Below are 12,539 nucleotides of genomic sequence, written 5' to 3'. Positions count from 1 at the left end.
GAAAACAACAGGCATGACTAGGTTTTCATAGGTTTGGCATGTAGAATACGGCTCCTCAGGCCAGTGGCCGAACTATAAACTGTCGCTTTATGTCCATCAGTGTGTCCATAGGCGAATGATTCAGAAATATTAAGGCAAAAAAGATTTAATAATGAAGCAAATACGAAATTTCTCCATTATCGCCCACATCGACCACGGTAAGTCCACATTATCTGACCGAATTATTCAAATTTGTGGGGGACTGTCAGATCGCGAAATGGCAGCTCAAGTACTGGATTCAATGGATCTTGAACGTGAACGTGGCATCACCATCAAGGCGCAGAGCGTTACCCTTGATTACAAGGCAAATGACGGTCAAGTTTACCAATTAAATTTCATTGATACGCCGGGGCATGTTGACTTCTCTTACGAAGTTTCCCGTTCTTTGGCTGCCTGTGAAGGTGCCTTGTTGGTTGTTGATGCAGGGCAAGGGGTTGAAGCCCAGACTCTGGCTAACTGTTATACCGCTATTGAAATGGATCTGGAAGTTGTTCCGGTTCTGAACAAGATTGATCTCCCGGCCGCAGAACCAGAGCGCGTTGCTGAAGAAATCGAAGATATTGTCGGCATTGATGCCGCCGATGCTGTTCGTTGCTCTGCCAAAACAGGCGTTGGCGTGCAGGATGTCATTGAGCGTCTGGTACAGGAAATCCCGCCGCCAGAAGGCGATCCTGACGCACCACTGCAGGCTCTTATCATTGACTCATGGTTTGACAATTACCTTGGCGTAGTTTCACTTGTCCGTATTAAAAACGGAACACTGCGCAAAGGCGATAAAGTTAAAGTCATGAGCACAGGGCAGGTTTATAACGCTGACCGTCTGGGTATTTTCACACCTAAGCGTATCGATCGTGATGTGCTGAATTGTGGTGAAGTAGGCTGGTTGGTATGTGCCATCAAAGATATTTTGGGCGCTCCGGTCGGTGATACATTGACAACTTCACGTCATCCTGCTGAAAAAGCCCTGCCTGGGTTCAAGAAAGTGAAACCTCAGGTTTATGCCGGATTATTCCCGATAAGTTCTGATGATTATGAAGCGTTCCGCGATGCATTGGGTAAACTGAGCCTGAATGATGCGTCACTGTTCTATGAACCAGAAAGCTCTACTGCATTGGGCTTCGGTTTCCGTTGTGGTTTCCTTGGTCTGCTGCACATGGAAATCATTCAGGAACGTCTGGAACGTGAATATGATCTCGATTTAATTACAACGGCTCCAACAGTTGTTTATGAAGTTGAGACCACGGGCGGTGATATTATTTACGTTGACAGCCCATCTAAATTACCGGCATTGAACAATATTAGCGAATTGCGTGAGCCGATTGCAGAATGTCACATGTTGTTGCCGAAAGAGTACCTTGGTAACGTCATTACGCTCTGCGTGGAAAAACGCGGTGTACAAACTAATATGGTTTATCACGGTAATCAGGTTGCACTGACTTACGAAATTCCGATGGCTGAAGTTGTTCTGGATTTCTTTGACCGATTGAAATCAACATCTCGTGGTTATGCGTCGCTGGATTATAATTTTACCCGCTTCCAGAACTCAGACATGGTGCGTGTGGATGTACTGATTAACGGTGAACGTGTTGATGCGCTGGCTCTGATTACTCACCGTGACAACTCACAGTACCGTGGCCGTGAGCTGGTGGAAAAAATGAAAGAACTTATTCCACGTCAGCAATTTGATATTGCAATTCAGGCAGCCATTGGGACACACGTTATTGCGCGATCGACAGTGAAGCAGTTACGTAAAAACGTACTTGCTAAATGTTATGGCGGTGACGTTAGCCGTAAGAAAAAGCTATTGCAGAAACAGAAAGAAGGTAAGAAACGCATGAAGCAGGTCGGAAATGTCGAACTGCCACAGGAAGCCTTCTTAGCGATTCTGCATGTTGGAAAAGATAACTAACAAGGTCGTAAGGAGTTTAAATGGCTAACACTTTTGCCTTGATCTTAACGTTAGCAACGTTAATTACCGGAATTTTCTGGTGTATCGAGCGATTTAAACTTGCTCCTGCCCGCAAGAAGAAGCTGGCTAATCTTCAAGAACAAGTGGCAGGCGCGGAAGCTCAGGAAGCTTTGGCTAAGGATCTTAATAAACCATCATGGTTTGATACAATTGCATCTGTCTTTCCGGTGTTAGCCATTGTTTTGGTTTTGCGTTCTTTTGTCTATGAGCCTTTTCAAATCCCTTCAGGTTCAATGATGCCGACATTGTTGATTGGGGATTTTATTCTGGTTGAAAAATTTGCCTATGGCCTGAAAGATCCGATAACGCAAACAACCTTGATTAAAACGGGTGAGCCGAAGCGTGGCGATGTTGCAGTCTTCAAATATCCGAAAGATCCGAGTATCGATTTTGTTAAACGGATTGTCGGTTTGCCTGGTGATAAGATTGTTTATGATTATATCAGCAAAGAGCTGCAAGTTTACCCAGGATGTGGCTGGAAAACAGTTTGTAAGGATTTGCCGGTTACCTATCGTGATCCTTTCCCCAGTGAGTGGACAATAAGAGCAGGGGTAGCATCAAACGGTCAGCGCGTAAACGGTGTTTATCAGGTTCCTCTTGATGAACCATTAGGTTTATACGCTCTTCGTCAAGATGAGCGGATTGAGGCTTTAGGTGATGTGTCACACCATATTTTGACCATCCCTCAAGTACAATCTATACCGAATTATTCTCAAGCTGGCTTGCCTGCCGGGACTTGGGTTGTCCCTGAAGGCCACTATTTCGCGATGGGTGATAACCGTGATAACAGTGCAGATAGCCGCGAATGGGGATTTGTACCGGAGAAAAACCTGGTAGGCCGTGCATCCGCTATCTGGATGAGCTTTGAAAAGCAGGAAGGAGAGTGGCCTACAGGTGTACGTCTGAGTCGAATTGGTGGAATTCACTAATATTTATATATATTAGCGCAGCATTAATTCATCTCACAGTGTAGAATATTCTTTCAAACATGATGACTGGCTCCTTATGGGAAGGCATAGATTAGGGAGCCAGTGCAAACGCAACAGTTTTGTAAGGCTATATATTGTAAGGGATATTAGCTTCACAGGTCTGTTGCGTGTGCTTTTATTTGATGAATTCTAACTGAATTGGTAGCACATGAACGCCATAATAACGAATCGGTTACAACGTAAGCTAGGATATACCTTCACACAGCAGGATTTATTGCTTCAAGCTTTGACTCACCGTAGCGCCAGCAGTAAGCATAATGAACGTCTGGAATTTCTTGGTGACTCTATTCTCAGTTTTGTCATTGCCAATGCGCTTTATCATCGCTTTCCCCGTGTTGATGAAGGGGATATGAGCCGGATGCGTGCAACTTTGGTGCGCGGCAATACATTGGCAGAACTGGCTCGAGAATTTGAATTAGGTGAATGCCTACGTTTGGGGCCGGGCGAGTTAAAGAGCGGCGGCCATCGCCGAGAATCCATTTTAGCGGACAGTATCGAAGCCTTAATCGGCGCTATCTTCCTTGATAGCGATATCAATATGATTGAGAAAATTATCTTGAATTGGTATGAAACCCGCTTGAATGAAATTAGTCCCGGTGATAAACAAAAAGATCCGAAAACACGTTTACAAGAATATTTGCAAGGGCGTCATTTGCCGTTGCCAACATATCTGGTTGTTCAAGTTCGTGGGGAAGCGCACGATCAGGAATTTACAATTCACTGTCAGGTCAGTGGATTTGAACAGCCTGTCAGAGGAGTAGGTTCCAGTCGCCGCAAGGCAGAACAGGCGGCTGCGGAACAAGCATTAAAACAACTGGAGCTTGAATGAGCGAAGAAAAAAACTATTGCGGGTTTGTTGCAATAGTCGGTCGGCCTAACGTCGGTAAATCAACTTTATTGAACCAATTATTGGGCCAGAAAGTATCTATCACCTCCCGTAAACCCCAAACGACTCGCCATCGTATTATGGGAATTCATACGGAAGGTGCTTATCAAACCATCTATGTTGATACGCCGGGACTTCATATTGAAGAAAAACGTGCAATCAACCGATTAATGAACCGTGCGGCAAGCAGCTCTATTGGTGATGTCGAACTGGTTATTTTTGTTGTGGAAGGTACGAACTGGACACCTGATGATGAAATGGTGGTAAATAAACTGCGCCACTTGCGCTGTCCGGTTTTGCTTGCCATCAATAAAGTGGACAATGTCACCGATAAAACGATTCTACTGCCGCACATTGGCTTCCTTAGCCAGCAGATGAATTTCATTGATGTGGTGCCGATCAGCGCAGAAAAAGGCATGAATGTTGATACGATTGCCAAACTTGTGCGTGCTCATATTCCACAGGCAGACCATCACTTTCCGGAAGATTACATTACTGACCGCTCACAACGTTTCATGGCGTCAGAAATCATCCGTGAAAAACTGATGCGTTTTCTGGGTGATGAATTGCCGTATTCAGTGACAGTGGAAATTGAACAGTTTGTTGTCAATGAGCGTGGTGGTTATACCATCCACGGCTTGATTCTGGTCGAGCGTGATGGCCAGAAGAAAATGGTTATTGGTAATAAAGGCAGCAAAATCAAGACGATTGGTACAGAAGCCCGTCAGGATATGGAAAGGCTGTTTGATGTTAAAGTCCACTTGGAATTGTGGGTGAAAGTGAAAGCAGGTTGGGCTGATGATGAACGAGCGCTGAGAAGCCTCGGTTACATCGACGATTTATAAGGCTGACTTGTGGACGGCTGGCAGAGAGCCTTTGTACTCCACGGGCGCCCTTACAGTGAAACTAGCTTGTTGCTGGATTTTTTCACTGAAAATGAAGGGCGCGTGCGCGTGTTAGCGAAAGGTGCACGCAGCCGTCGTTCTCACCTAAAAGGCTGCTTACAGCCTTTCACCCCGTTGCTTATCCGCTGGAGTGGGCGGGGTGAAATCAAAACCCTCCGGGATGCAGAACCTATCTCATTGGCGCTTCCTCTCACGGGAAGTGTGCTTTACAGTGGTTTGTATGTGAATGAACTGCTATCACGCGTTCTTGAACAAGGAACGGCATACTCCACACTTTTCTTCGATTACCTCCAATGCTTGCAAGTGCTTGCAGCAAGTGATTCCACGCCGGAATATGCCTTGCGCCGCTTTGAATTAGCGTTGTTGGCCAATATGGGATACGGTGTAGATTATCTGCACTGTGCAGGTAGTGGCGAACCCGTATCAGATACAATGACGTATCGCTATCGTGAAGAAAAAGGATTTATCGCGAGTTTGGTTATTGATCACTATAGCTTTACCGGTCGCGAATTAAAGTCGCTGGCAACCGGTGAATTTCCTGATCATGCAAGTTTAAGGGCGGCAAAGCGTTTCACTCGCATTGCATTAAAACCCTATTTGGGGGGAAAGCCTCTGAAAAGCCGAGAGCTATTTCGTCAATTTGTACGTAAGAAAACTGATCTTCCCAATAAGAAAAATGAAAATTAAAGTAAGGTACACAAGTATCATGGAAAGTGTAGACTTATCTGAATATTATATTCTTTCAGGAGTTAAAAATGGCTGAGATATTGTTAGGTATCAACATTGATCATATTGCGACCTTGCGTAATGCCCGCGGGACGAAATATCCCGATCCTGTTCAGGCTGCATTTATTGCAGAACAGGCAGGGGCTGACGGCATAACGATTCACTTGCGAGAAGATCGCCGCCATATTACCGATAGAGATGTTCAATTATTAGAAAAAACGATTCAAACTCGTATGAACCTCGAAATGGCTGTAACAGATGAGATGGTTGGCATTGCCGTTCAAACTAAACCTGCATTCTGTTGCCTGGTGCCTGAAAAACGTGAGGAAGTCACGACGGAAGGTGGATTAGATGTTGCCGGGCAGAAAGCACATATTGCGAAGGCAGTGAAAACTTTATCAGAAGCGGGAATTCAGGTTTCCTTATTTATTGATGCCGATCACCAGCAAATTGACGCTGCTGCTGAAGTTGGGGCACCATTTATTGAAATTCACACAGGTGCATATGCCGATGCTGAAAATGAAATTCAGCAGGAAAAAGAGTTTCAGCGTATTAAAGAAGCGGTAACTTACGCAGCGGGGAAGGGTCTGACAGTCAATGCAGGTCATGGTTTGACCTATCACAATGTGCAACGTATCGCCGCCCTGCCTGAAATTTACGAATTGAATATTGGTCACGCTATCATTGGCCGCGCGGTATTCAGTGGATTATCCGCTGCTGTGGCTGATATGAAAGCGCTGTTGCGGGAAGCCCGCAGTTAATGGCCATTATTGGATTAGGTACTGACATTGTTGAAATATCCCGCATTGAGGAAATTGTCGGGCGTTCCGGTGAACGTCTGGCAAAGCGAATTCTGAGTGACAGGGAGTGGCTGCAATATCAACAACATAATCAACCTATCCGCTTCCTTGCAAAGCGATTTGCTGTCAAAGAAGCGGCAGCCAAAGCATTCGGGACAGGGATACGCAATGGATTGGCTTTTAATCAGTTCGAAGTGATCAATGATCCACTGGGAAAACCCACATTAGAGCTTCATGGTGAAGCGAGTTCATTGGCGAATACACTGAATGTGAAATCCATGCACGTCACACTGGCAGATGAACGACGTTATGCCTGTGCGACAGTGATATTGGAAAGCTAAATTTTATCAGCATGATGCAGGAGCACAAATTTATCCCACAATTGCTCCTCGCTTTCCTGGTGGTCAGGATCAAGGATGATGGTATTGGTTATAGGGCAGACAGACTGGCAAGTTGGCTTTTCGTAATGCCCTATACATTCAGTACAGCGTTCGGGTTCTATTTCGTATATTTCTTCACCCATTGTGATGGCCTGATTAGGGCATTCGGGTTCACACATATCGCAATTAATACAGCGTTTAGTAATTAATAGTGCCATTTCAGTCTCTTACAAAAACTATCACTTAAAATCAACAGGGTATATTACATCCGTATTTGTCATGTTTGTCTATTTATTGTGTTCTTAATACTGTGTTCTTATATTGCGCCTTGCTCTGCCACCAAGTGGGGATGAACACAAGCTCTCTTACACCGACTGACATATGAGAATCTGAGTGGCGGTAGCGCAAAAGTTATAAAAAGTTATATTAAAATATTTCGATAAATTAGGTAGATCTGAGTATGAAATCAGCCACATTACTTAACGAGAAATTTAACACGAGAAATTTAACGCAGAAATTTTTTCGAGTAGTAGAAGTGATTAAGCAAACGTGGTTCAAATGGTGATTATCATGATATTGTGTTTTTAACTGATTGTATTTTTGAATAAAATTAAGTAAATACAAAATAAAGTCAATCTTAAATATAGTTTAACTCTTTGATATTCCTTGTTTCCGCCAAAAAACTGAAATTCTCATATGTTGCTCATTTCATTTTCAGGCAATTAAGTCAATCCAGCACAATGATCATTATGGTATATACTTAAATATATACAGAACTTTTCAAGAGTAAAAACATGATTGAATACATTGTGAAATATGGTAATGATATCGTGAAAGTCTTGGGTTCCATTGGAACTTTTGTGGGTATTATTCTGTCCATATTAAAGAAACTTTATGCTGACGTAAGTGTTTTTAAAGAAAGGAAGGCAAATAAATATATAAAATATTTAAACCAGTATGATAACTATTTGGATGACTTAAGCAAAGAATATATTAAATATGAAATTTCGTCTGAAATAATGTTTGAAATCACAAAAATAAAATCTGATAAATTCAGGAATATATTTATCAGATTAAAAGAAAATGGTTTAAGTTCTGAGTACTTGGATGTCTTGAAAAAATTAAAGGCATATACTGTTTTGGATTCCGGTGTAGTTCAGGTTAAAACCAAATCATTTTATTATGTTACCTATTGTTTTGAAAAATTATTTTCAGCCTATTTCTTTATTCTTGCGTTTGTTGTTTTGATCGTGTTTTTATTTAAGGGAGATGAAATCAGTAATATTATTGGCAGTGCGTTGAATTTGTTTTTAGTTATTTTAAGTATGGGGCTACTTATGGGGTTTGGTATTTACTTATTAACCTTAAGTCCATCGAAGTATCAAATTCAAGAATTAAATAAAGAATTAAGTAAATATAAAATCGATGGCGAGAGTTTGTAGGTTATTTATATTGTTTTTGAACTTGTGTTCTGTTAGAACAGTAGATTAATTTTGTATGTCTGTGGAGCTACTTTAATGCAAGCAAGTTGTGTAACGGAAATTAAATTGCCCAGTAATTATCATACGAATGACTTTCTGGCATTTCATCAAAGGGATGAAATGGGTGTGTCTGAAGTCGTGCAACAAAATCAAATTAAAAAAGGCGTTATTTGGCACGAAAAACCTGCTCTTTTGACTATTACAATTAAGAATAATATAGCCCAGATACAACTTGATATTGATGGAGATAATTCCCTTTCGTCACATGATGAATTATCAATACAGGCTTCACATATGTTGGGGCTGAAACAGCCGATAGAAAAATTTGAATCCCTATATCAAGGGCATCCTGTCATTGGAAAATTAATTACCAGGCAAGCGGGGCTACGAATTTACCAATCAGCAACACCTTTTGAAGCATTAAGTTGGGCAATTATAGGCCAGCAAATTAGTGTAAGCGCAGCAATCTCTATTCGGCGGCGTTTTATTCAGGCTATCGGCGTTCAACACTCCTCAGGATTATTATGCCATCCGGACTATAAGCAGGTAATGCAATGCTCGGAGCAAGAGCTGCGTCAGTGTGGTTTTTCTATCGGGAAAGCCAATGCATTACTGAATATTAGCCGGCTTATTGATTCTGGTGAAATCGAATTAGTTATTCCAGAAAGGGAAAATGGGGCTCAACAACTCACGGACAATTTACTTGCCATTAAGGGAGTGGGCATGTGGACAATAAATTATACTCTGCTGAGAGGGTTTAATTATCTGAATGGCTCATTGCATGGTGATGTTGCAGTCAGGCGCAATCTCCAATATCTGCTCAGGCAAGAAGAAAAAGTCACTGCTGAGCAGGCAGAAAAATGGCTGGCGGATTTCACGCCTTGGAAAGCATTGGTTGGCGCTCATTTATGGCGGCAGCAATCCAGCAGCGGATATTAATACCAAACCAAGTCTTTATAGGGTTTGGTTCGAAGTGAATCAAGGCGGCTGGCAAGAGAACCGACATGGATTTCAAGCTGATGGCCATCAGGGTCAAGCAGATAAATTGATTCCCCTTCGCTGCGATTTTCTTTCCATTGCTGTATACCCGCTGCCAGCAGCTTTTGCTTGAAAGCAGGAAAATCGTCAACTGAAATATTAAAGGCAATGTGGGTATAATCTTGTGCTGGTTTAGTTTCATCACAAGAAAGACAAAGCCATAACTCCCCGAGGCTCAGATAAGCGCCATCCTGCCAGCGTACATGAGGTCTGAAGCCAAGCTGGTTAATATAGAAATCCAAACTATGTTCCAGGTTTGATGTGGTCAGAGTTATGTGGTTAAGGCCGGTCAGCATAGTTGTTAATCCTTCTATTTTTATCTATGTCGATATTATATACATAAAAAGAGGCTGTTAGATTATGTTATCTTTTTCACCATTTACAGATTTAGCACAACAACTTTTACCTATGGCGATAGAAGGTGATGATGGTGCTCATGATATTGCCCATCTTCATCGTGTGTGGCTGAATGCCAAGCAAATTTGTGAAGCTGAATCCGGCAACTTGCGGTTAGTTTTTGTGGCCGTGTTATTGCACGATTGTGTGAGTGTTGAAAAAAACTCGCCAAACAGACCCTTTGCTTCGCGGATGGCGGCAGAAAAAGCTGAATTGATATTGAAAGATCTAGGGTGGAATGAACAGGATATTGCTGATATTTGCCATGCCATTGAAGCTCATAGTTTTTCAGCCAATATAACCCCCAGAACTTTGGAAGCCAAAATTGTACAAGATGCAGATCGGCTGGACTCCCTTGGTATGATTGGTATCGGACGCTGCTTTTATATTGCCGGCCGAATGGGGTCTTCATTGTATGATGTCCATGATCCGCTGGCAACACAGCGAGAATATGATGATAAGTCTTATGTTATCGATCACTTTTATACCAAATTATTCAAATTAGAGTCTGGTTTTAAGACAGTATCAGGCAAGGAATTAGCCCGTAAAAGAGTCGAACGGATGAAACAATTCCTTGATGATTTTCTTGATGAAGTTCAGGTCGAGCCTGAATCAATCAGTTGAGATGAATGAATAACAGTGATAATGGCCCGTTATCCCCGATTTTTTAAAAAGTAAGAGAATAAGTAGTGACAGAAATACATGCAGTAACTGAAATATATAGTGATGAATATTGGATGCGTCGGGCAATGGATTTGGCAATACAAGCGCAAGAGCGGGGTGAGATCCCCGTTGGCGCGGTATTGGTTGCCGATAATAAAGTTATTGCTGAAGGGTTTAATCATCCGATTACTGAGCATGATCCAACTGCACATGCAGAAATCATTGCCTTGCGCCGTGGTGGCATCCAATTGCAGAACTACCGCCTGTTAAATACGACACTGTATGTCACTTTAGAACCTTGCGTAATGTGTGCAGGGGCAATGGTACACAGCCGGATACAACGTTTGGTTTATGGCGCCAGCGATATGAAAACCGGTGCAGCGGGGTCATTGGTTGATATTCTGCGCCATCCCGGCATGAACCATAAAATTCAAATTACAGGCGGTGTTTTGGCAGAAGAGTGCTCCGCGATGTTGAGTACGTTTTTTAAACAACGAAGGGAGCAGCACAAGGCATTGAAGAAACTAAAGAATCAGCAACAGGAATTATCATAGTTGCAGGGATTAACTTATTGAAATGTACTGGCTCAGATAATGGGCTAGTACAGGTAAAGTGCCTGAACCAGCGATTCCATTTATCTAATGTATAATAATCACTTTATGAAAATAAACGATATTTTACGTCCTTGTCATATCATCTTTTCTATTTATCCTCTTTGCGATTCTCAAGTTCAGGAGAGCTGACTGAAGTGATTTCTGTTTCTGCTTTATTTTTCACCGCATTATCGCGATTGTTTTTTGCCCGCAAATAGCCTTCCAGACTTAAATAATAGCGACGAATGTTTTCAACGTAGCGGTAAGCTTCATAGCCGCGGGCATAGCCATACATTGTATTGGTGTAGTATTTTTTCTTGCTTAACTGGGGCAGGCGGGTTTTAACATCGAGCCAGCTGTCAGGATTCCCTTTTTGTGCCGCAGTTAATTTTCTGGCGTCAAGGATGTGCCCATATCCCATATTATAAGCTGCGAGGGCGAACCAGATGCGCTCATCTTCAGGAATGGTTTTTGGCAGGCGATCCATCAGGTAATGCAGATAAGCCATGCCGCCTTTTACACTCTCTTCTGGATCCAAGCGATCACGTATACCCGCCCATTCGGCTGTCGGGCGAGTGAGCATCATCAGGCCACGGACACCCGTGGGAGATGTAGCCAGCGGGTCCCAGTGTGATTCTTGCCATGCAATCGCTGCGACTAATTGCCAGTCAAGTGGGCCAGCATACTTTTCAAAAAGTGGTTGGTATGTGGGCAGTAACTTATTGATTGCACGAATAAATGAAATGGTATCGAAATAGTCGAATGAACCAACATGGCTAAAATACTTTTCTTGCAATCGAGACATAATGCCGTTTTCAGCCAGCATACTGAAAAAATCAAGCATGGCGGAATTGAGGCTGTAGTCACCATTGCGTTTTAAATACCAAGTCAGCGGGCGCTCTTCGCTAACGTCAAAAGCAACGGCCAGATTGGGATGGATGCGCTGTTGCAGTGCCACACTGATTGAATCGCTGATTGTATAGTCTATTTTCCCATCAGAAAGCTGCTCAAGTAATTGCTGCGTGTTTTCGTGCGAGGTTTCTTCCCAAGTCAAATCCGGAAAAGAGTCTTCTTTCCATTTTTTCAATTCACTGACATGGGCAGAGCCAGCGGTGACGATAAGTTTGCCTTTTAAATCAGCAAATGAACGTGGGCGTGTTGTCCCTTTGCGATAAATCAGTTGCTGCAAGACTAAAGAATACGCAGGGCCGGTACGTGTTTGAGCCAGCCTCTCTTTATTGTAGATAAGACCTGCGGCCAAAAAGTCGGCTTTATCGTTCTCTAAATCGTTAAAAAGCTGGTTAATGTTGGTTCTAAACTTAATAACGAGTTTAACCCCCAGATAATCAGCAAATCGTTTGGTTAATTCATAGTCAAAACCTGTTGGCTCATTTTTGTTGTTAAGAGTGATGAGAGGAGAACGGATAGTGCTAACCCGAAGTTCTCCCCGTGCCAAGATCTTGTTTATCTGCTCCTGCTGTTTATTGGGCCAATTGATGTTTAGACCAATGATTGCTGCGGAGAGGAGCGCGATAATAACGATAACAAAATAATTTATCTTTATGTTACTCAAATAGTTATCTCTCGCCAGTGCAGTTTAGGCTCAGTATGAAACGTCAGATGATAGCATGGTTAAATTTCCAGTAATCGAGAATTTTGCTGAACAAAATAGGG

The 12,539-nt window shown here is 42.7% G+C and carries 14 protein-coding genes; 11 read left to right on the top strand and 3 right to left on the bottom strand.

Annotation, left to right across the window (positions count from 1 at the left end):
- Positions 1–151: 151 nt before the first annotated feature.
- The 7 genes from lepA to acpS all read left to right on the top strand — a co-directional run bounded on the left by lepA (position 152) and on the right by acpS (position 6,655).
- Positions 152–1,948 (top strand): translation elongation factor 4, encoded by a 1,797-nt coding sequence (gene lepA, locus BM100_RS03050; protein WP_092507813.1) that lies wholly within the window; start codon positions 152–154, stop codon positions 1,946–1,948.
- Positions 1,949–1,968: 20 nt separating this feature from the next.
- Entirely contained in the window at positions 1,969–2,937 is a 969-nt protein-coding gene (lepB, locus tag BM100_RS03045; RefSeq protein ID WP_092507811.1) for a signal peptidase I, read from the top strand.
- A gap of 208 nt (positions 2,938–3,145) precedes the next feature.
- Positions 3,146–3,826, top strand: coding sequence for a ribonuclease III (rnc, locus tag BM100_RS03040; RefSeq protein ID WP_092507809.1), 681 nt, complete (start codon positions 3,146–3,148; stop codon positions 3,824–3,826).
- Entirely contained in the window at positions 3,823–4,728 is a 906-nt protein-coding gene (gene era, locus BM100_RS03035; protein WP_092507807.1) for a GTPase Era, read from the top strand. The genes rnc and era overlap by 4 nt, the downstream gene beginning before the upstream one ends.
- A 9-nt stretch (positions 4,729–4,737) precedes the next feature.
- Positions 4,738–5,475 carry a DNA repair protein RecO gene (gene recO, locus BM100_RS03030; protein ID WP_092507805.1) on the top strand — a complete coding sequence of 246 codons (738 nt, stop codon included), beginning with the start codon at positions 4,738–4,740 and terminating at the stop codon, positions 5,473–5,475.
- Between the two features lie 68 nt (positions 5,476–5,543).
- Positions 5,544–6,275: a pyridoxine 5'-phosphate synthase gene (gene pdxJ / locus BM100_RS03025; RefSeq protein ID WP_092507803.1), complete on the top strand. Its 732-nt coding sequence runs from the start codon at positions 5,544–5,546 to the stop codon at positions 6,273–6,275.
- Entirely contained in the window at positions 6,275–6,655 is a 381-nt protein-coding gene (gene acpS / locus BM100_RS03020) for a holo-ACP synthase (protein WP_092507801.1), read from the top strand. The genes pdxJ and acpS overlap by 1 nt, the downstream gene beginning before the upstream one ends.
- Here acpS and BM100_RS03015 read toward each other — a convergent pair.
- A complete protein-coding gene (locus BM100_RS03015) occupies positions 6,652–6,912 on the bottom strand; it encodes a YfhL family 4Fe-4S dicluster ferredoxin (RefSeq protein WP_092507799.1) in 261 nt (86 codons plus the stop codon). The two genes, acpS and BM100_RS03015, sit on opposite strands and share 4 nt — an antisense overlap.
- A gap of 576 nt (positions 6,913–7,488) precedes the next feature.
- On the opposite strand from BM100_RS03015, the gene BM100_RS03010 reads away from it, so the two are divergent.
- Both BM100_RS03010 and BM100_RS03005 read left to right on the top strand, forming a co-directional pair.
- A complete protein-coding gene (locus BM100_RS03010; RefSeq protein WP_092507797.1) occupies positions 7,489–8,136 on the top strand; it encodes a hypothetical protein in 648 nt (215 codons plus the stop codon).
- Positions 8,137–8,211: 75 nt separating this feature from the next.
- A complete protein-coding gene (locus tag BM100_RS03005; protein WP_092507795.1) occupies positions 8,212–9,114 on the top strand; it encodes a DNA-3-methyladenine glycosylase 2 in 903 nt (300 codons plus the stop codon).
- Here BM100_RS03005 and fos read toward each other — a convergent pair.
- On the bottom strand, positions 9,111–9,509 hold the full coding sequence (gene fos / locus BM100_RS03000; protein WP_092507793.1) for a fosfomycin resistance glutathione transferase: 399 nt from the start codon (positions 9,507–9,509) through the stop codon (positions 9,111–9,113). The two genes, BM100_RS03005 and fos, sit on opposite strands and share 4 nt — an antisense overlap.
- Positions 9,510–9,573: 64 nt before the next feature.
- Between fos and BM100_RS02995 the strand changes: the two genes are divergently transcribed.
- Both BM100_RS02995 and tadA read left to right on the top strand, forming a co-directional pair.
- Positions 9,574–10,233 carry an HD domain-containing protein gene (locus BM100_RS02995; protein ID WP_092507791.1) on the top strand — a complete coding sequence of 220 codons (660 nt, stop codon included), beginning with the start codon at positions 9,574–9,576 and terminating at the stop codon, positions 10,231–10,233.
- 65 nt (positions 10,234–10,298) lie between these two features.
- A complete protein-coding gene (gene tadA, locus BM100_RS02990; RefSeq protein WP_092507789.1) occupies positions 10,299–10,826 on the top strand; it encodes a tRNA adenosine(34) deaminase TadA in 528 nt (175 codons plus the stop codon).
- Positions 10,827–10,974: 148 nt separating this feature from the next.
- On the opposite strand, the gene mltF is transcribed toward tadA, so the two are convergent.
- Positions 10,975–12,438, bottom strand: a complete 1,464-nt coding sequence (gene mltF / locus BM100_RS02985) for a membrane-bound lytic murein transglycosylase MltF (RefSeq protein ID WP_092507787.1) — start codon at positions 12,436–12,438, stop codon at positions 10,975–10,977.
- Positions 12,439–12,539 lie beyond the last annotated feature (101 nt).

Origin of the sequence: Xenorhabdus mauleonii (assembly GCF_900113945.1) — a bacterium.
Classification (GTDB): Bacteria; Pseudomonadota; Gammaproteobacteria; order Enterobacterales; family Enterobacteriaceae; genus Xenorhabdus; species Xenorhabdus mauleonii.
Note: the sequence above shows the minus strand (reverse complement) of the source record. Positions and strands in the feature narration are given on the sequence as shown.